This window comes from Candidatus Accumulibacter sp. ACC003, from assembly GCF_907163085.1.
GTDB lineage: Bacteria > Pseudomonadota > Gammaproteobacteria > Burkholderiales > Rhodocyclaceae > Accumulibacter.
The window spans coordinates 184,399-203,668 of sequence record NZ_CAJQTX010000002.1 but is presented as its reverse complement, the minus strand read 5'-3'; the positions used below and the strand labels follow the sequence as shown (position 1 = coordinate 203,668).

19 protein-coding genes are annotated in these 19,270 nt (G+C 64.3%); 13 read left to right on the top strand and 6 right to left on the bottom strand.

Annotated elements, in window-relative coordinates; genetic code table 11:
• The 9 genes from QZ656_RS04620 to trmB all read left to right on the top strand — a co-directional run bounded on the left by QZ656_RS04620 (nucleotide 1) and on the right by trmB (nucleotide 10,570).
• Complete coding sequence (locus tag QZ656_RS04620; RefSeq protein ID WP_291992282.1) at nucleotides 1-210, top strand: DUF2788 domain-containing protein; 210 nt, start codon at nucleotides 1-3, stop codon at nucleotides 208-210.
• Nucleotides 211-212: 2 nt separating this feature from the next.
• The gene (locus QZ656_RS04615; RefSeq protein WP_291992281.1) at nucleotides 213-524 is read left to right on the top strand and encodes a pyrimidine/purine nucleoside phosphorylase; all 312 of its coding nucleotides are present in this window, start codon (nucleotides 213-215) and stop codon (nucleotides 522-524) included.
• Between the two features lie 229 nt (nucleotides 525-753).
• On the top strand, nucleotides 754-2,736 hold the full coding sequence (locus QZ656_RS04610; protein ID WP_291992280.1) for an acyltransferase family protein: 1,983 nt from the start codon (nucleotides 754-756) through the stop codon (nucleotides 2,734-2,736).
• A gap of 160 nt (nucleotides 2,737-2,896) precedes the next feature.
• Complete coding sequence (locus QZ656_RS04605; RefSeq protein ID WP_291992279.1) at nucleotides 2,897-3,391, top strand: YajQ family cyclic di-GMP-binding protein; 495 nt, start codon at nucleotides 2,897-2,899, stop codon at nucleotides 3,389-3,391.
• A 227-nt stretch (nucleotides 3,392-3,618) separates the two neighbouring features.
• Nucleotides 3,619-5,343 (top strand): carbamoyltransferase C-terminal domain-containing protein, encoded by a 1,725-nt coding sequence (locus QZ656_RS04600; RefSeq protein ID WP_291992278.1) that lies wholly within the window; start codon nucleotides 3,619-3,621, stop codon nucleotides 5,341-5,343.
• 367 nt (nucleotides 5,344-5,710) lie between these two features.
• Nucleotides 5,711-8,719, top strand: a complete 3,009-nt coding sequence (locus QZ656_RS04595; protein ID WP_291992277.1) for a DEAD/DEAH box helicase — start codon at nucleotides 5,711-5,713, stop codon at nucleotides 8,717-8,719.
• Nucleotides 8,720-8,798: 79 nt separating this feature from the next.
• Nucleotides 8,799-8,999: a sulfur carrier protein ThiS gene (gene thiS / locus QZ656_RS04590; protein ID WP_291992276.1), complete on the top strand. Its 201-nt coding sequence runs from the start codon at nucleotides 8,799-8,801 to the stop codon at nucleotides 8,997-8,999.
• 30 nt (nucleotides 9,000-9,029) lie between these two features.
• A complete protein-coding gene (locus QZ656_RS04585; protein WP_291992275.1) occupies nucleotides 9,030-9,824 on the top strand; it encodes a thiazole synthase in 795 nt (264 codons plus the stop codon).
• A 2-nt stretch (nucleotides 9,825-9,826) separates the two neighbouring features.
• Nucleotides 9,827-10,570 (top strand): tRNA (guanosine(46)-N7)-methyltransferase TrmB, encoded by a 744-nt coding sequence (gene trmB, locus QZ656_RS04580; protein ID WP_291992274.1) that lies wholly within the window; start codon nucleotides 9,827-9,829, stop codon nucleotides 10,568-10,570.
• On the opposite strand, the gene QZ656_RS04575 is transcribed toward trmB, so the two are convergent.
• Nucleotides 10,529-11,074, bottom strand: a complete 546-nt coding sequence (locus QZ656_RS04575; protein ID WP_291992273.1) for an energy transducer TonB — start codon at nucleotides 11,072-11,074, stop codon at nucleotides 10,529-10,531. The two genes, trmB and QZ656_RS04575, sit on opposite strands and share 42 nt — an antisense overlap.
• Nucleotides 11,075-11,178: 104 nt before the next feature.
• Between QZ656_RS04575 and QZ656_RS04570 the strand changes: the two genes are divergently transcribed.
• Both QZ656_RS04570 and QZ656_RS04565 read left to right on the top strand, forming a co-directional pair.
• Entirely contained in the window at nucleotides 11,179-11,922 is a 744-nt protein-coding gene (locus tag QZ656_RS04570; protein ID WP_291992272.1) for an ankyrin repeat domain-containing protein, read from the top strand.
• 4 nt (nucleotides 11,923-11,926) lie between these two features.
• On the top strand, nucleotides 11,927-12,346 hold the full coding sequence (locus QZ656_RS04565; protein ID WP_291992271.1) for a hypothetical protein: 420 nt from the start codon (nucleotides 11,927-11,929) through the stop codon (nucleotides 12,344-12,346).
• A 20-nt stretch (nucleotides 12,347-12,366) separates the two neighbouring features.
• Here the strand turns inward: QZ656_RS04565 and hemW are convergent, their stop codons facing one another.
• From hemW to QZ656_RS04540, 5 genes are read right to left on the bottom strand one after another with little or no spacing between them, the layout of a single operon-like run.
• Entirely contained in the window at nucleotides 12,367-13,617 is a 1,251-nt protein-coding gene (gene hemW, locus QZ656_RS04560) for a radical SAM family heme chaperone HemW (RefSeq protein ID WP_291992270.1), read from the bottom strand.
• Nucleotides 13,617-14,204, bottom strand: coding sequence for an RdgB/HAM1 family non-canonical purine NTP pyrophosphatase (gene rdgB / locus QZ656_RS04555; RefSeq protein WP_291992269.1), 588 nt, complete (start codon nucleotides 14,202-14,204; stop codon nucleotides 13,617-13,619). The genes hemW and rdgB overlap by 1 nt, the downstream gene beginning before the upstream one ends.
• Nucleotides 14,201-14,917 (bottom strand): ribonuclease PH, encoded by a 717-nt coding sequence (gene rph / locus QZ656_RS04550; RefSeq protein ID WP_291992268.1) that lies wholly within the window; start codon nucleotides 14,915-14,917, stop codon nucleotides 14,201-14,203. The genes rdgB and rph overlap by 4 nt, the downstream gene beginning before the upstream one ends.
• A gap of 8 nt (nucleotides 14,918-14,925) precedes the next feature.
• Nucleotides 14,926-15,849, bottom strand: a complete 924-nt coding sequence (locus tag QZ656_RS04545; RefSeq protein WP_291992267.1) for a PP2C family serine/threonine-protein phosphatase — start codon at nucleotides 15,847-15,849, stop codon at nucleotides 14,926-14,928.
• Nucleotides 15,846-16,802 carry a serine/threonine-protein kinase gene (locus tag QZ656_RS04540; protein ID WP_291992627.1) on the bottom strand — a complete coding sequence of 319 codons (957 nt, stop codon included), beginning with the start codon at nucleotides 16,800-16,802 and terminating at the stop codon, nucleotides 15,846-15,848. Before QZ656_RS04540 ends, QZ656_RS04545 begins: the two co-directional genes overlap by 4 nt.
• Nucleotides 16,803-16,905: 103 nt before the next feature.
• On the opposite strand from QZ656_RS04540, the gene QZ656_RS04535 reads away from it, so the two are divergent.
• Nucleotides 16,906-17,772 carry a YicC/YloC family endoribonuclease gene (locus QZ656_RS04535; RefSeq protein WP_291992266.1) on the top strand — a complete coding sequence of 289 codons (867 nt, stop codon included), beginning with the start codon at nucleotides 16,906-16,908 and terminating at the stop codon, nucleotides 17,770-17,772.
• 432 nt (nucleotides 17,773-18,204) lie between these two features.
• Nucleotides 18,205-18,942 carry a DUF4124 domain-containing protein gene (locus QZ656_RS04530; protein ID WP_291992265.1) on the top strand — a complete coding sequence of 246 codons (738 nt, stop codon included), beginning with the start codon at nucleotides 18,205-18,207 and terminating at the stop codon, nucleotides 18,940-18,942.
• Nucleotides 18,943-19,270 lie beyond the last annotated feature (328 nt).

Genomic DNA, 19,270 nt, shown 5'->3' with positions numbered 1-19,270 from the left:
ATGTTTGGGCTGACGGAAGAGCAGATTTCTGGTTTCGGCATGACCTTCGGGATCGGTGCCTTCATGCTCTTCATGCTCTTCATCATCGGCGAGATCGCCTGGAAGGCGAAGGCCGGGAAGACCGGAACGGTCATCCTTTTCTTTGTCCTGTCGTTCGGCATGATCGGTTTCATCGCCAAGACGCTGATGGAAAAATTCTGGGGCTTATAAAGATGTCGCAATTCACCAGTGTCAACGTTCTCAAGCGCGCCAACGTCTATTTCGACGGCAAATGTGTCAGCCACACGCTCGAACTCGCCGACGGCAGCCGCAAGACGCTCGGCGTCATCCTGCCGTCGTCGCTGACCTTCAACACCGCGGCGCCGGAAGTGATGGAGGGCGTTGGCGGTTCGTGTCGTGTGCGCCTGCAGGGCGAGAGTGAGTGGACGGTCTACGGCGAAGGCGAGTCGTTCGCGGTGCCGGGCGACTGGTCGTTCGAGATCGCTTGCGATGAGCCGTATCACTACGTTTGCCATTTCGGCTAGGCGGTTGCCAGCCGACCGCCAAACCCGGACTGACCGGATTGGCGGCTTGGTCATGCTCTGTGCCGGCGCGCGTTGAGCAGGGAGCAGGAACGGCGCCGCCGCATTCCCCGGCTTCGCGTGGCTTTGCTGCTGCGCAAGCTCCTTTGCGGCTTGCCGTAGCGCCGCAACGACGATTGGCTGGCGGCGGTCAGCTCGGTTTCATCGCCGGCCAGGCGCCTGTGGATTGCGCATGAGCGACCTCGCCGTCAGCCCGGCCGGGACGGCCTCGGCAGCGGTGGCAGTGCTCGCCGCCAACGGCTCGCGGCAGCTCGCGCATCCAGCGTATCGCGCTGACATCGACGGCTTGCGCGCGCTGGGGGTACTGCTGGTCCTGATCTTTCACGCCTTTCCGAGAACGCTCCCCGGCGGCTTCATTGGCGTAGACATTTTCTTCGTCGTCTCTGGCTACCTGATCAGTACCATCGTCTTTGGTAACCTGGAAAACAATAGATTCAGTCTGGCCGAGTTCTATGCGCGCCGGATTCGCAGGATATTTCCGGCATTGGTGATCGTCCTGGCGAGCGGTATGGCGCTCGCCTGGTTCGTCCTGTTGGTGGACGAACAGCGGCAATTGGGCCTGCATATTGCGGCCGGCGCCGGCTTTGTTGCAAACCTGGTCCTCTGGAGTGAGGCGGGCTACTTCGACAGCGACGCCGCCGCCAAGCCCTTTCTGCACCTGTGGTCGCTGGGAATTGAAGAGCAGTTCTATATCTTCTGGCCCTTGCTGCTGGCGCTGGTATGGAACCGAAAGTACAACTTTCTGACGATCACCGTGGTCATTGCCGTCGCCTCATTTGCGGCCAATGTTCTGACCATCCGGTCCGACCCGGTGGCGGCGTTCTATTCGCCCTGGTCACGCTTCTGGGAATTGATGAGCGGCTGCATCCTGGCCTACCTGGCGCTGCATCGGCCGCGTGCCTGGCGAATCAATGCCAACTGGCAATCGGCTAGCGGCCTGCTGATGATCGTCATTGCCCTGGCGCTACTGAACAAGAAAGCGGCGTTCCCGGGTTGGTGGGCCTTGCTGCCGACCATCGGCACCTGCCTGATCATCGCCGCCGGCAGTGGCGCCTGGCTGAACAGGAAACTCCTGAGCAGCCGGCTGATGGTTGGCATCGGGCTGATCAGCTATCCGCTCTATCTGTGGCATTGGCTGCTGTTGTCGTTCGCCTGGATCGTGCGCGGAAAAATGCCAGCGACCGAGGTCAGGTGGGCGATGCTGATCGCCAGCTTCGTGCTCGCCTATCTGACTTATCATTTCGTCGAAAAACGCATCAGGTCGGCCGGAAATGCGGCGGCAATTGCCCTGCTTGGAGTCGTGGCGGCGCTGGGCTTGCTCGGCCTGGTCACCTACTCTGGCTTGATTCCTCCCAGAAACAACAGCCCTGAACTTCAACCGATTCTGGAAGCGCTCGACGATCGGGATTACCCTGCTGGTTTTCAGCGGACGAGTCTGGACGGCGTGTCGGTCAAATCGATAAAGGCCGGCGAAAAGACGGTATTGTTCGTCGGCGATTCTCATCTCGAGCAATACGGCCCAAGAGTCGTAAAATTACTGCGAAGCGATGCAGATAAACACGCCTCTGCCATTTTTCTTACTGAGTCGGGCTGTGCGCCGGTGCCGGGAAGTGGGCAGACCAATGTTTTTCACGCGCAAGAATGCGCACGCTTCAGGGCGCAGATTTCGCAACTGGCTCGCCGCCCGGAAATAAGCGCCGTGGTCATCGCTGCCGCCTGGAATTTGTATTTTCTGGGGCCCAGCCCGCAAGCGCCGGAGAAGCTTGATATCGACCATGAATTCAGGAACCTTGAGAAGCTCATCAAGTCGATTTCCAGTGACAAAAAGGTTTATGTTATCCTCGACAATCCAAGCGGGCAGGCCTTCGCGCCGAGGGGTTTCTTCGCAGGCAGCAGATTGACCGGCTTGACGGTCAAGCCATTTCAAGAGCGCGTGCTCCTCGACAAGGATCAGGATGCCTTGCGTCGCCGCCTCGCCGACGTGGCGCTGGCGGCCGGGGCGGTGCTTATCGATCCGGTTGCTGCTCTTTGCGTCAATCACTACTGCCCGGTGCTTGCTGCCGATGGCAAGCCAATTTACACCGATGATAATCACTACCGACCTTTTTACGTCACGGAAAATGCTGACTTCATCGATGTAACGCTGCAGGACTGACGCGCTACCGCTGCGGCTGTCCGCGACGAAGTAAGAGATTAGCCGGCGAATACGTAGCTGCGCGATCTGGCCGCTGCTCGACGCTACCCAGGGCTGCTGACGCCGACGGGCTGTTGGCCGACACGCTCTCTCATCACAACCACTCACGACTGGAGTTCACATGCCTTCATTTGATTTTTCTTCAGAAGCCGACATGGCGGCATTGCACAATGCGATAGACGTTACCAAACGGGCTATCGACAATCGTTACGATTTCAAGGCGACGACCGCCAAGGTCGAGTTGAACGAGAAAGAAAAACTGATCACCATTCATGGCGACTCGGATTTCCAGCTTGACCAGATCAAGGACCTGCTCTTCCCCGCGATGGAGAAGAAAGAGAAAGAAAGCACCAAGCGACTGGATAGCCAACCGGTACAGCGGATCTCCGGCAACAAGGTCAAGCAGGAGTTGAAAATAAAGGTCGGTATCGAGTCGGAACTGGCGAAGAAAATCGTCAAGCTGATCAAGGATTCGAAGCTCAAGGTGCAGGCGTCGATTCAAGGCGATGCGGTGCGCGTCAGCGGCGCCAAGCGCGACGAGTTGCAGGCGTGCATCGCGGCGGTGACCAAGGCGATTAGTGATTTTCCGATCAAGTCCGGCAATTTCCGCGACTGAGCCGATCTTCATTTCGTCGCCCGTTTTTCTTGCGGCCAACTGCCGCGCCAAGCTATCATCCGCAGCTTTCCTGCGCGGCACGTGCCTCGTCCGTCCGCAGCGCTCGCCGGCAAGGTCCGCGGCAGCGGGCGCCTGCAGGCGCCGCGCTGGCTGGCGGCAAGGCCGGGCGAGCTTCGATGGCAGCGGGAAAAGGCCAAGCGACAAGCGACAAGGGATTAGCGCCTGATATGTACATCTTGGGGATTCACACCGGACACGACGCGGGCGCCTGCCTGTTCGCCGACAATACGCTGCTGGCTTTTTGCAAGGAAGAGCGGCTGAATCGGGTCAAGAACGATGGCGGGTTTTTTGACCTGCAGTCGGTCGACGAAGTCCTGCAGATTGCCGGCATCACCCGTTCGCAGGTGGACGCCGTCGCTTTTACGCGCATGAAGTTTCCGGTGTCGTGTTTCAAGATCGGCGCCGTGCCGTTCAGGGACGTCCGTCGCAAGCTCTTGGGTCAGCGTCGTGACCGCTCGCTGGGCAGTCTGATGATCCGCCAGCGAAATCTCGACGCCAGCGCCTTCCTCGACCTGGCGAAGCTGCGCCGGCACATGGACTTGCGCGCCGACGTCGCGCTGCACTTCTGCAATCACCACCGCGCGCACGTCCTGTCGTCACTGCGCTACTGCGACTGGACCGACGACGTCCTGCTGGTCAGCTGCGATGGCGGTGGTGATGCCGCGCACTACTCGGCGTACCACTACGCCGGGCAGCAGTTGCACGCTATCTGGGGTGGCGAGGAGACCTTGCTTGGCGATCCGCAGAACGGCGGCGCCTCGATCGGTCTGGCCTATGCCTTCGCCACCACGGCCTGTGGCTTCAGACCGAATCGTCATGAAGGCAAGCTGACCGGCCTGGCTGCTTTCGGTCAGCCGATCGTCGCCGCGCCGATCGTCGCTCTGTTCCCGGTAGACGAGAACGGTCACATCCATAGCGAACTCGCCGATAGCAAGGCGCTGCAGCGGACCCTGCAGCAGCTCTTCGAGGGACTGTCGAAAGAAGACATTGCTGCCTCGATCCAGGTCGCTACCGAGCAGGTCGTCGTCGGCTGGCTGCAAGCGCTGCTGAAAAAGCATCCGGCCAAATACATAGCGATGAGTGGCGGCGTCTTCTCGAACGTGCGCCTCAATCAGTTGGTCGCCGCCCTGCCGGATATTGACGAGGTGTTCGTCTTCCCGGCGATGGGCGACGAAGGCTTGCCGGTCGGCGCTTGTGTCGACTACTGGGTGGCCACGCAGGGTATGGCGCGCTTGACCCGCGACCGCCTGCAGCATCTCTACTACGGTCGTCCCTACAGCGGTGAAGACCTGCTGAGCGCTGGTGAGCGGCGGCTTTTTCGCGTCGAGCGGAGCGCTGACCATATCGAGAAGACCGCGCAGCTGCTCGCCGACAACCGTATCGGAGCGATTTTCTGGGGGGCTATGGAAATGGGGCCACGCGCTCTCGGCGCGCGCTCAATTCTGGCCAGCCCGGCACGGCGCGAAGTGAACGATAGCGTCAACCAGCGCCTGCAACGCACCGAGTTCATGCCCTTTGCGCCGTATGTCCTCGACGTCGATGCCGAACGCGTGTACGACATTGACGCACGCAATCGCTATGCCTGTCGTTTCATGACCATCACCACGCGCGTCAAGCCGGAATGGTTGGCGCGGATCCCGGCTGTCGTGCATGTCGACGGCACGGCGCGCCCGCAAATCATCGAGCGCGCGAGTAACCCCTTGTATTACGACATCCTCGATGCTTTCAAGCGCCTTACCGGCCTGCCGACGCTGGTCAACACCAGCTTCAACGCCCACGAGGAGCCGATCATCAACACCCCGGAAGAGGCGCTGCAGGCATTGGCCGACGATCGCATCGACTTTCTTGTCTGCGAGGGTGGCCTGGTTTTTCCGGCGATCGAGAAGAAGTAGAAATGCCGACGCTGGCCTCGCCGGCTACCGCGGGCGGTCTTCGGCGAGACCGTGCTCGTGCCGGCGATGACCGCTTTCTCGAGCAGTTACGACATTTTGGCGACCGACGGTAAGCTCGCCCTGCGGCACTATCCGGGCTGGCCAGTCCTCTATCGAGCGTCGTTCCAGCGGCATCTGGAGGCGCTGTTGTGCTACCCTATGCGGTTCTTGTTCGCTGCCCCAGCACTCTCCCGTGCCTTGCCGGATGGCGGACAACCGATGAAGTTCGTCTTGCGAGGCCAGGTCTTGAGCGTTTCCCCGATCATTTCGCCGCCCCTGTTGGCGCGCCGGCTGTGCCGGGCTGCGTCGTGCTCCAAGGGGGTGCCGCTTGGATAAGCCGGGCGACGCGGTCAAACCCGAGAAGCGGCTCGCGCTTGGTGTCCTTTCGTGGACCGAGGAACTGCGGCGGGTGGCGGTCGCCGTCAGCAAGAAGGACCGTGGTCCGTCAGCCAATCGCCAGCGCTTGTTCTACCTCCTGCAGTGGACCGCCGACCTGCGGGGCTTTGGCGTGACGGTGAACAAGGGTCGCGATCCGGAAGGTGCCGAAGAGCTCTGGAGCCTCGATCGCGTGCTTGGCAAACCGCCACGTTTCGTCAGCGACGAGGATCGCGACATCTTGCGCCTGCTGTGGGCCGAGCGCTCGTTTGACACCGGCCTGCGCGTCTTTGGTCTCGGGCCGCTGCACGGTGGCGAGGTGCTGCAATTGATGGCGCAGAGTGGCCGCCTGTGTCGCAAGGATGACTACTCGACCTTGACCCTGGCGGTGGCGCGGCCGGCGACGCTCGGCTGGCGGCTCAACGGTGACGGGCGTCGGATTCCCGTCCTCACTCCCGAGCCGGCAGCCGCTCTGGTGATTCCCTTGCCGGTGCCCTGGTATATCGATTCCGATCGGCGCCTGATTGGCCCGCTGCAGGTTTCGGGCAACCAGGCAGTGGTTGCCCGCCTGTTTTCGCTGCCGCCGCTCTCGGCGACCGCGGCGGCGCTGGTCGGCGAAGCCTTGAGCGAACCCACCGGTGACATGCCGGCGGACGCCGAAGACGTCGGCAGCAGCGTGCGCAGTATCGTCGCCGAGCCGCTGCCGGTGCTCCGCCTGCAGACCCTGCACACGCACGGCAACCGCAGCTGGCGAGAGTACCTGAGCAACTTCGGCGGCGGCCCCTTCGACGTCGCCTTGCCGGTTTTTCGCTACGCCGAAGTCGAAGTGCGGCCCGACGACACGCGCGATTTCACGATTCTGGCGACCGGCGAGACGGTGCGCGTCGAGCGGCAGCGCGCGCGCGAAGACGAGTTCATGGACGAGTCGGCGGGTTCCGGTCTCGAGAAAGTCCCCGGCTACGTGCTGCAGACCTTTGGCCGGCCGCCGGACAACGCCTACGGCCTGGCCTTCGAGGCGATGTGGCCGGCGTTCATGAGCGAAGAGTTGCCGCGTTTGCGCGCGGCGGGCTGGCAGATTGAGTTCAGCGACGACTTTCGCCATCGTCAGCTCGAGGTCGAGGCCTGGGATGCCGACCTCGTCGAGTCCGAGAATGGCTGGTTCGACCTCGACATGGGAGTCATCGTCGAAGGCCAGCGGCTGCCCCTGGCGCCACTGCTCGCGGCGCTCTTCCGCCGCGACGGACGCTGGCTCGACGCCGGCCTACTGGCGGAGATTCCCGACGGCGAGACGATCGAGCTGGTGACGCCGACCGGCCAGCGCGTGCGCGCGCCGGCGTGGCGTCTGAAGCCGCTGGCGGCAACGCTAATTGACCTTTTCGACGGCTTTCCCGGCGGCAATACGCTGCGCCTGTCGCGCTTCGACGCGCCACGGCTGGCGGAACTCAACGACGTCAGTCGCTGGCAGTTCAGGGGCCAACGCGACGTGCTGGCGCTGGCCGAGAAGTTGCGCCAGGCGCAGGGTATTACGCACATCGAACCGCCGGCTGGCCTGGGGCTCGAACTGCGCCACTACCAGATCGAAGGCGTCGCCTGGCTGCAGTTTCTGCGCGCGCAGAAGTTGGCAGGGATCCTCGCCGACGACATGGGTCTGGGCAAGACCGCGCAAACGCTGGCGCACCTGCTGATCGAGAAAGAGGCTGGCCGGCTCGATCGGCCGGCGCTGATCGTTCTGCCGACCTCGCTGATCTTCAACTGGAAGAACGAGGCCGCGCGCTTCGCCCCCGGCCTGTCGATCCTGTCGCTGCACGGGCCCGAGCGCAAGAGCCGCTTTGCCGAGATCGCGCTACACGACGTCGTGCTGACCACCTACCCCTTGCTCTGGCGCGACGCCGCCGAACTGACCCGGCACCGCTACCACCTGCTGATTCTTGACGAAGCGCAGACCGTCAAGAACGCCCGCAGCCAGGGTGCCGAGGTGGTCCGCAAGCTGACCGCCCGGCACCGCTTGTGCCTGACCGGGACGCCGCTGGAAAACCACCTGGGCGAACTGTGGAGCCAGTTTGACTTTCTGTTGCCCGGCTTCCTCGGCAGCAATCAGAACTTCACCAAGCACTGGCGCACGCCGATCGAAAAGCAGGACGACACCAAACGCCGTGACCTGCTGGCGCGGCGCGTTCGCCCGTTCATCCTGCGCCGCAAGAAGGAAGAGGTGGCGCGCGAGTTGCCACCGAAAACGGTCATCGTGCGCAAGGTCGAACTCACCGGCAGTCAGCGTGACCTGTACGAAACGGTGCGCGTCGCGATGGACGAAAAGGTCCGCGTCGAAATCGCCAGCAAGGGCTTCAACCGCAGTCAGATCGTCATTCTCGACGCGCTGCTGAAGCTCCGTCAGGTCTGCTGCGACCCGCGCCTGGTCAAGGCCAAGGCGGCGCTGAAGGTCAGGGAGCGCGCCAAGCTCGATTTGTTGATGACCATGCTCCCCGAGCAGGTCGAGGAGGGGCGGCGGATTCTCCTGTTCTCGCAGTTCACCAGCATGTTGGCCTTGATCGAAAAGGAACTGAAGCTGGCCGGCATCGGCTACGTCATGCTCACCGGCGATACCAGTGATCGCGAAGGCGTCGTTCGCCACTTTCAGACCGGCGAGGTGCCGGTCTTCCTGATCAGCCTCAAGACCGGCGGTATCGGCCTCAACCTGACCGCTGCCGACACCGTCATCCACTATGATCCGTGGTGGAACCCGGCGGCTGAAAACCAGGCCACCGATCGCGCGCACCGGCTCGGTCAGGACAAACCCGTTTTCGTCTACAAGTTGATCGTCGCCGGCAGCATCGAGGAGAAGATCCTCGCCTTGCAGGAGCGCAAGGCCGAACTGGCGGCGAGCATTCTGTCGGCGGACAGTGGCGTGCGCGCCAAGTTCGGCAGCGACGACATCGCCGCGCTGTTCGCGCCGCTGCCCGGCTGAATCGTCGGCGCCGCAGCCGCAGGGCCGCGTGCCGGCGGCGGCCGGTTATGCGCTGGCGGCGTGATAAAATCGGCCCACCATGGAACTCCTGATCAACGGTGAAAGCCGCCAATTCCCCTCGCCGCTGACCGTTGGCGCTCTGGTCGAGGCGCTGCACCACGCCGGCAAGCGGATTGCCGTCGAACGTAATGGTGAAATCGTTCCGCGTGGTCGTCATGGCGAAACGCTACTGGCCGACGGCGACCGGATCGAGATCGTCGTCGCGGTCGGTGGCGGCTGAGCCTGCGCCACTCTCGGAAGAAAAAAACGCATGCACGCTTCTCCTCACAGCCTGACGATCGGCGGCCGGACGTATCGTTCGCGGCTGCTCGTTGGTACCGGCAAGTACCGCGATTTCGCGCAGACGCGGGCGGCGATCGACGCCTCCGGCGCCGAGATCGTCACCGTCGCCATCCGGCGCACGAACATTGGCCAGAATGCCGACGAGCCGAATCTGCTCGATGCGCTGCCGCCGTCGCAGTTCACCATTCTGCCGAACACCGCCGGCTGCTACAGCGCCGTTGACGCGGTCCGCACGCTGCGTCTGGCGCGCGAACTGCTCGACGGCCATCGGCTCTGCAAGCTGGAGGTGCTGGGCGACCCGAGCAACCTCTTCCCGAACATGCCGGAGACGCTCAAGGCCGCCGAAACACTCGTCAAGGAAGGTTTCGAGGTGATGGTTTACTGCGCCGACGACCCAATCCAGGCGAAGATGCTCGAGGAGCTCGGCTGCGTCGCGGTGATGCCGCTGGCGTCGCTGATCGGTTCCGGGATGGGCATCGTCAATCCCTGGAATCTGCGCCTGATCATCGACAACGCCAAGGTGCCGGTGCTGGTAGACGCCGGCGTCGGCACTGCCTCCGACGCAGCGATCGCCATGGAACTCGGTTGCGACGGCGTGCTGATGAACACCGCCATCGCGCACGCCGGCGATCCACTGCTGATGGCCAGCGCCATGAAGAAGGCCGTCGAGGCCGGCCGCGAGGCTTTTCTCGCCGGCCGCATGGCGCGCAAATTCTATTCGGCCGATCCCTCGTCGCCGAGCAGCGGCTTGATCGGTTCGTAGGCATGGCGACGCCGGAGACCGAGAGCGCTGCCGCGCGCTCTGAACACATCCGTAGCTTCGTTCGTCGCCAGGGCCGCGTCTCGAACGCGCAGCAGCGCTACCGGGAGGCGATGATGGGCAGCATCGGCGTCCCCTACGTCGCCGCGCGCCTCGATCTCGATGCCTTGTTCGGGCGCCGCGCGCCGCAGATTCTTGAAATTGGCTTCGGCATGGGCGAGACGTCGGCGGCGATCGCCGCCGCGCACCCCGACAACGACTACCTTGGCATCGAAGTGCATACGCCGGGCGTCGGCAGCCTGTGCAAGCTGGTTGCCGAAATGGGGCTGGCCAATCAGCGCATCGTCCAGCACGACGCCGTCGAGGTCTTGCGCGAGATGATCGCGCCGGCGACGCTGGCCGGCGTACATATCTTCTTTCCCGACCCCTGGCCGAAAAATCGCCACCACAAGCGGCGCCTGTTGCAGCCGCCGCTGGTCAGCCTGCTGGCCAGTCGCTTGCAGCCCGGTGGCTACGTGCACTGCGCGACCGACTGGGAAGAGTATGCGCAGCAGATGCTGGCCGTGCTGTCGTCGGAAGCGCTGCTCGAGAATACCGCGGCCGATTTCGCGCCGCGCCCGGAGCATCGTCCGCAGACCAAGTTCGAGCAGCGCGGCCTGCGTCTCGGGCACGGCGTCTGGGATCTGCTCTTTCGGCGCCGCCGCGACTCACTCCAGGCGGAAGACGACCGGCAGGATCAACTCGCGTGAATGCGCCCAACTCAGCTTGCCCATCGACCACGCGGCCTTTACCGCAGCCTTGTCGAGGATCGCGTGGCCGCTGCTGAGGCCGACGCTGACGGCGGTGATTCGGCCGTCGTCGGCGACCATCAGGAGCAGGCGAACCTCGCCCTCGAGTCCCCGCTCAACGGCTTCCGGCGGGTAGTAGATGTGTTCGGAGAGCTTGCGCTGCGCGGCCTCGACGTCGCGTCTGGCTGCGGCCTTGGCCGGGCGCTGGGGCGGCGTGTCGCGACTGGCGTTCGGGCGCGGCGGCGGTGGCGGAGGCGGCTTGGCGACAGCAGGCGCTTCGGCGGTCGCCAGGGTGTCCTTGAACACGGGGTCGTCGCTGAGCGCCGCCGGCTTGAGCGGCAGGCGCAAGGTCGCCTGCAGTGCGGGTGGCGGCGTCGGCGTGCGGCGCCAGAAGGCCGCCGGAGCGAGCAGGCCGGCGTGCAGGGCGAGCGACAGCGCCAGGGCGAGAATCAGGCGGGACGGCATGAGCCCGACATTGTGAACCAAAAGCGTGCCGCTAGACAGTGCGCGCCTGGATCGTTCGACACGCTGTCTGGCGGTCGGCAAGGGAGGATGCTGTGAGAGATTTCGTGAGCGATGTACTTGGCGGAGCGGGTCGGTGGCTGCTACTGGCGATGTGCCTGCTTGCCGGACCGCTGGCGGCGCAGATGCCGACGGCGGCGCCCGATCCGATCACCTTCGGTTATGCCGTCGAGCGCGGTGACCTGCGCACGGTGACGCGCTGGCTCGACGAGGGGCTGAACCCGGATTACGAGGCGGCGCAGGTCGGTACCGGCGTGATGGTCGCCGCGTGGTACGGCCAGGTCGAGATGATGGCGCTGTTCGTCGCGCGCGGCGCCGACCTGCGACGGAGCAACCGCAACGGCGAGCAGGCGCTGCAACTGGCCGCCTGGGGCGGCCATCTCGACGCGGTCAGATGGCTGCTCGAGCACGGTGTGCCGCTCGAGCGTCAGGGCAACAACTGGGGGGCGCTGCACTACGCGGTGTTCAACGGTCACCAGAAGCTGGTCGAGGAACTGATCGCCCGCGGCGCCAACGTCAACGCGCGTTCGCCGAACCTGTCGACGCCGCTGATCCTGGCGGCACGCGAAGGTCGCGACGATCTGGCGCGACTGCTGCTTGAATCGGGCGCCAATCCGAAGGCGCAGAACGACTGGGGCGATACGCCGCTGACGATGGCCATGCGCTACGACCATCTCCATCTGGCGAAGATGATTTCGTCGCCCGAGGAATTCGAAATTGCCGTCAAGGCGCCGAAGGAGAGCTTCGGCGAGGCGCTGCGCTCGGCCGGGGTGGCCGAGCGAGATCGATGAGATCATGCGGCAGATCCGTGCCGCCGAAGCCGAGGGTAAGCCGAGCGACGCCTTGCACAAGAAGCTCCTGGCGACGGTCAATAACCTGCGCCGCAGCAGCCCGCGGCCGCCAGCGCAAGCGCAGATGCCGCGCCCCTACATGCCGCCGTCGATGGTCATTACCGCGCGCCGCGGTCGGCCCGGTGCCGAGCGGGCGCAGATGATGGTCGGCGACAAGCCGCTTGCAGCAGTTGGCGCGGCAACGGCGCCGAGCGCTCGGCCTGCCGGCGCCGGCAAGGCGGCGACCTCGAGCAGCCCGGCGCAAAGCGCCGCTGCCGCGCAGGTCGCCGACCTGCTGCGCCAGATTCGTCTCGCCGAGGCGCAAGGGCAGCCAGCCGAAGAACTCCGTCAACAGCTTTATCAGGCCGTCGCCGGCATGCAGTAGTCGCGGCCGCGACGCGGCGCTCAGCCGCGTTCGACGAGAAAGCGTTCGAGCAAGCGGTTGAGAAAGCGCCGCCCGCGATCGCTCGGTGCGATGCGCTGCCCGTGCCGCTCGAGCAGGCCGTCGTCCTCGGCCTGGCGCAGTTCGGCGTCGATCTTGAGTAGCGACAAGGAAGTTCGTAGTTCGAACAAGGGGGCATCGAAACCCTGCAGCAGGCGCAGCGCGTTGAGCATGAACTCGAACGGCAGGTCGGCGGCGGCGACGGCGAATTCTTCCTGCAGCGGCGTTCCGGCGCTGACCCTGGCGAGATACTCGGCGGGACGTTTCCAGCGCATCTGACGGAGCACGCGGTCGTGCAGCGTCAGCTTGCTGTGCGCGCCGGCGCCGATTCCCAGGTAGTCGCCGAATTGCCAGTAGTTGAGGTTGTGCTGGCAGTGATGACCGGGGCGCGCGAAAGCCGAGGTCTCATAATGGTCGTAGCCGGCGGCCGCCAGCCTGGCCTCGATGGCGTCCTGCATGTCGGCGCAGGTGTCGGGGTCGGGCAGCGGCGGCGGATTGGCGGCAAAAGCGGTGTTCGCTTCGATCGTCAGCTGATAGCACGACAGGTGCGGTGGTGCGAACGACAGCGCGCTGTCGACGTCGGCGAGTGCTTCGTCGACGCTTTGTCCGGGCAGGCCGTAGATCAGGTCGAGGTTGAAGTTATCGAAATGGCGGGCGGCGACGGCGATGGCCTGGCGCGCTTGCTGGTCGTCGTGCACGCGGCCGAGCGCCTTGAGGTGGCGCGGCGAGAAGCTCTGGATGCCGATCGACAGGCGATTGACGCCAGCGGCTCGAAAAGCGGCGAATTTGCCGGCTTCAGCGCTGGCCGGATTGGCCTCCAGGGTGATTTCGGCGTTTGGCAGCAAAGGCACGCGACTACGCACGGCGGCGAGCAGTTGCTCGACGCCGTCGCCGGAGAGCAGGCTCGGCGTGCCACCGCCAAAGAAGACGCTGTCGACGCGCCGCCCCCAGATCATCGGCAAGGCCGATTCGAGGTCGGCGATCAGCGCCGCCAGGTAGTCACTCTCGGGGATCGGCGCCGCTTCGCCGTCACCGGCTACCGGCAGCGCGTGCGAGTTGAAGTCGCAGTACGGGCACTTGCGAACGCACCAGGGAATGTGGATGTACAGCGACAGCGGTGGCGGCGTGCGGAACTGCAGTTCCTTGCGCGCCGCCGTCGCGAGCTGCTGAACCGACAGCAGCGGGATGATCTTGCGCCGCGGCGGCTCCGGCATCAGCGACGCGCCTGCAGACGTTCGACGAGCCGGGCCAGCGCCTGGCCGCGATGCGAGCGGCGGTTTTTTTCGGCGGCGTCGAGTTCGGCCGAGCTCTTGTCGAGTTCGCGGATATAGAACAGCGGATCGTAGCCAAAACCGTCGTCACCGCGCGGCGCCGGCAGGATCTCGCCGTGCCATTCGCCCTCGGCGATGATCGGCTGCGGGTCGTCGGCGTGGCGAACAAAAACGATCAGCGAAACGAAGTGCGCGCTGCGCTGGCAATTCTCGCCGAGTTCATCGATCAGCTTCTGGTTGTTGCGGGCGTCCGATTTCGGTTCGCCGGCGTAGCGCGCCGACAGCACGCCAGGCGCGCCGGCGAAAGCGTCTACGCACAGCCCCGAGTCGTCGGCGAGCGCTGGCAGGCCGGTCAGCCGCGACGCGTGGCGGGCCTTGGTCAGGGCGTTTTCGACGAAGGTGCAGTACGGTTCTTCGACCTCGGGGACGCCGAGTTGGCCCTGCGGAACGAGTTCCCAGCCGAGCGGCGCGAGGATCGCGTCGAGTTCTTTGAGTTTTTTGGCGTTGTTCGAAGCGAGGACCAGTTTCATAGCGCCAGCGACGCTTTCTGGTGGCTGATCAGGCGGCCGATGCCGGCGTCGGCGAGGTCGAGCAATTCGCCCATCTGGCTACGTGTAAAGGGCTCGCCTTCGGCTGTCCCCTGCACTTCGACGATGCCGCCGCTGCCGGTCATCACGACGTTCATGTCGGTATCGCAGTTGGCGTCTTCGGCGTAGTCGAGGTCGAGTACGGCGAGACCCTGGTACATCCCCACCGAGACCGCGGCGACGTGATCACGCAAGGGGTTGGCGGCGATCTTGCCCTTGCTCAACAAGTGTTCGCAGGCGTCGTTGAGCGCCAGCCAGGCGCCGGTGATCGCCGCGCAACGCGTGCCGCCGTCGGCCTGCAGGACGTCACAATCGAGGGTGATCTGGCGTTCGCCGAGCGCCTTGAGGTCGGTCACGGCGCGCAGCGCGCGGCCGATCAGGCGCTGGATTTCCTGCGTCCGGCCGCTCTGCTTGCCTTTCGCCGCTTCGCGGCCGGTACGCGTATGCGTCGAGCGCGGCAGCATGCCGTATTCGGCGGTGACCCAGCCCTGACCGGCGCCGCGCAGGAAGGGCGGTAGCGATTCTTCGATGCTGGCGGTGCACAGGACGCGCGTGTCGCCCATTTCGATGAGCACCGAGCCCTCGGCGTGACGGGTGAAGTGGCGGGCAATCCGCACGTTGCGGAGCTGCGACGGTTGACGATGGCTGGGGCGCATGCAAATTCCTATTTTGAGTACTTCTGGATGGTCGAGCGGATTTCTTCGATGGCCAGTTCGATTTCCTCCTCGGTGAGTTCGTTCTTGTGGCCCGGCTGGCGTCCAAACTCGGTCATGCGCGTCGTGACCGTGTCGCGCGACATCGATTTCGTCGAGATCAGACTGCTGCTGCCGCCGGTGCTTTCGTCGACGTAGCTGTCGTCCCAGCGTACGGCGATCATCGACAGGTTGTCGGCGTGCGCGCCGCCGTGTTCTTCGGCCTGCGTCATGAGCGTCGGTATGGCCTGCATCAGATTGGCGCTTTTCAATGCCGTCGCCAGGATGCCGGCGGGCAGCTCGCTCCAGACGCCGTCGGTGCACAGCACCAGGACGTCTTCGGCTTCGAGCGTCGTCTTGCGTGAAAACTCGATTTCCGGCGTCTGCTGGCCACCCAGGCAGCCGTAGATCTTGTTGCGGTCGGGGTGGGTCAGAGCCTGCTCTTCGCTGATCATTCCCTGGTCGAGCAGCAGGCGGACGCGCGAGTGGTCCCGGGTCTGCGCCAGGACTTTGCCTTTGCGCAGCAGGTACAGGCGGGAATCGCCCGAGTGCGCCCAGTAAGCGATGTTTTTCTGGACGATGCAGGCGACGCAGGTGGTGCGCGGCGAGTCCGGCAGATGGTGTTTGCCGGCATAGTCGACGATGCCGCGGTGCGCGTTGAGCATCCCTTCCTGCAGAAACAGGAAGGGGTCTCGGATGCGCCTCTTGACCTCGCGCTGGAAGGCCTCGCTGAGCGTCTGGACGGCGATCTGCGCGGCCACTTCGCCGTAGTAGTGCCCGCCCATGCCGTCGGCGACGACCAGCAGCAGGCTGTCACGCGAATAACAGTGGGCCAACCGGTCTTCGTTATTGGCGCGCTTGCCGGTACGGCTTTCCTGGTAGATGGTGAATTTCATGAGTTCCTGGTTTTTTTCAGTTTGCCGACCATCTGGTCGAGCCAGCTTTCCTTGGGCGGCGGCCGCGGTTGCGGCGCGATGACCGGTTCAGTGAGCGCCTTCTGCAGGGCGAAGACGCTTTGCGGTCGGTAGCGATGGTTCAGGCACAGGCACCAGTCGATGGTCTCGAGCAACTGGTCGGAGTAGTCACCTTCCCAGCGCACCATTGCCGGCACCAGGCGATCCTTTTCCAGGCGGCTGTCGGCGGCTTGCGGCGTGCTCCCCGAGATGCACGCATACATCGACGCGCCGACGCTGTAGATGTCGCTCCACGGGCCGAGCAAGGCGCGCTGGTTGTAGTGTTCCGGCGAGGCAAAGCCCGGCGTGTACATCGGCTTGAGCATGGGCGTGTCGCAAGCCAGCGTCTGGCGCGCGGCACCAAAGTCGATCAGTACCGGGATGTGGTTGTTGCGCATATAGATGTTCGACGGCTTGAGGTCGAGGTGCAGCAGGCGGTGCGAGTGCACCTCGCGCAGACCATTGAGCATCTTGGTAAATACATTGCGGATGAAGTTTTCGGTAACGCCGGCCCGGTTCTTCTGGATCAGCTCCTGCAGGGTGCGGCCGTGTTCGTACTCCATCACCATATAAACCGTATCGTTGGCGCGAAAGAAGTTCAAGACGCGGATTACGTTCGGGTGCGACAGGCCGGCCAGCGCCCGCCCTTCCTCGAAAAAACACTTCATGCCGTAGCGGAAAGCGGGCAGATGATCCTCGGAAATGACCGGTGCGGTTCGCCCCTCGCCGCGCAGCGCCAGCGTGTTCGGCAGATACTCCTTGATCGCCACGCGCGTGCCCTTGCTGTCGACGGCGACGTAGACGATCGAAAAGCCACCCAAGGACAGCTGATGCTCGATGCAATACTCATCAAGTTGAAAAGCGGGGGGAAGGGGGTGGTTCGCTTGTTGCACCATCGCGGTCGAGGCTATCATCCAGAGTGTCGGCCATTGTCCGGTCTTTGGGGGTGGGCTGTAAAGCCGGCTGCAGAACCGCCTCCGCCAAAACGTCAGGATTCCAATGATTTACAGCATGACCGGCTACGCCGCGATGACGCACGCGGTCAAGGGTGGCGAACTGCACATCGAGCTGAAAAGCGTCAATTCCCGTTATCTCGACTGCCAGTTTCGCGTTGGCGACGAATTGCGTCTCGTCGAACCCGCGCTGCGCGAGTTGATCGGCAAGCGGCTCGGCCGCGGCAAGCTCGAATGCCGGCTCGCTTTCGTCGCCGCCAGCGGCGTCGCCGGACCGGCCGGCCTGAACCCCGAGCTGCTCGATCGCCTCAGGCTGCTCGACGAGCAGGTCAGGAAGGCCTTGCCGCTGGCCGCGCCGCTGAGCGTCAGCGAGGTCCTGCGCTGGCCGGGAATCCTGGCTGACGATGGTCTGGATCGCGAAGCGCTGCTGCCGGCGTGTCTGGCGCTGGCCAGTGCGGCGCTCGACGACTTTACCGCCAGTCGCGCCCGCGAAGGCGAGAAGCTGGCCGCCGTGATCATCGACAAGATCGCCCGCATGCGCGCCATGCTGCGCGACATCGAGCCGCGCGTCCCGGCCGCGCTGGCGGCGTTCAGCCACAAGTTGCAGCAGCGTCTGGTCGATGCCGTCGCCACCGTTGACGACGATCGCCTGCGCCAGGAAGTGGCAATCTTTGCCGCCCGCATCGACGTCGCCGAAGAACTGGAGCGGCTGGCGACGCACCTCGACGAGGTCGAGCGCGTCCTCAAGGCCGGCGGCGCCAGCGGCAAACGCCTCGATTTTCTGATGCAGGAACTCAATCGCGAAGCCAACACCTTCGGTTCCAAGTCACTGGTCGCCGAACTGTCGCAACTGGCAATCGAGTTCAAGATCCTGATCGAGCAGATGCGCGAGCAGGTGCAGAACATCGAGTAGTCGACCGTGTCGCGGCGGCAAGCGCTGGCGCTTGCCGCCGCGGCTCCGGACGTGCTCGAGCGCCTCGCTGCCTGGCTGCGGACGCCCATTCGCGCCGTGGTCGGAGCAGGGGCGTGCTGGACTGCCGCGTCGCTGCGCGCGCTGACCGCCGTCATTGCGAACGTAGTGAAGCAATCCAGAGGGAGCGGCAGTGAGCAAGGACCATGATTGGGAGCCTCGGCAAGGGGCCAGTTCGGGCGCACCCGATGCGGCGGGCGATGATTGCCATGGAGCGGGACTTGATGACGCTGCTGCCTGGCACAAGAAGGTCACGCGATGACCGTTCGTCGTGAAGGGAAATGTGGTCTGATGGCGGTATGTGAAAGGCATCCGCGGCTGCGGTGCGACAGATCACGCGCGTTGGCCCTTTTTCCGACTCAATGGAGGTTCAGAATGCTCAAGTATCTGCTCATTCTGGCGGCGGCAGCCGCAGGCGGTGCCGCTGCTGCTCAGGTCTACAAGTGCAAAGGCCCAGACGGCAAGGTGCAGTTTTCCGACACGCTGTGCAAGGCAGCACACACCTCGGAAGCGGTGCCTGATCGGATGCCTGTTACTCGGCAGCAACAGTCCGAGGCTCAGCAAAGGGCACGGCAAATGCAGGACGAAGCGGCGGCCCTGGATCAACAACCGGCCGCCACTCTGAACGCCGGGCAAGACGCCAGTCGTTCAAGCGCTCGACAAGCGGAGCCACAGCTCACTTCGCCAACGCCTGTCGCCAACAACGAAGGGGCGGACGCGGAAAGAGTTCGCTTATGTATCCGCGACGTAGAGCGTCAGGCAGGGTCCCAGAAGCTGAAAGCCGAAATGATCACCGCCTGCCGTACTGCCGGCCCTGTCCAGCGAGCCACCGGCACATCCGAAAGCGCGGTGAGCGACTGCGTAAAGAACGTCGAAAGAACGGGAGCCGCCGGCAAAGTGAAGGCACGTCAGATCGCCATCTGTCACGGTGGCGATGTGCCACCCGAACCGTTACCACCACCGCGCCCTCGGCCGACAAGCATTACCTCGTGTGACCGCGGCGGCTGTTGGGATGACGTGGGAAATCGCTACAACAGCGGCGGCGGGGGAACGATGTTCCGAAACGACGGTAAAGCCTGCCAGAAGATCGGCGACATGTTGCAATGCAACTAGCCTAGCGCTGCGATCCCGTAGCGCTGGCTTGCTGTTAAGAGGACGCTCCATGCGCGAGTAGGCCAAAGCGGGGGCATCCCACGAGATAACGCCGCCTTCACTGCCGGACAGGCAGCTCAGAAAGACCAGCGCGCCTGCCCGCGTGCCAATGACGGTGTCGCCGCTGGCGGCCTGCTGCGGGTCAAGGCGCTCGATTTGGCGATCGAAGGCGATCCCTGGCTGAGTACGCCAATTTGCGCTGCGGTCGCACCGGTGGCGTTCTGAACTGCCGCGTCGCGGCGCTCCTCTCAGTGACGGGGTGCGTCGCGACCCCCTCCGTCATTGCGAA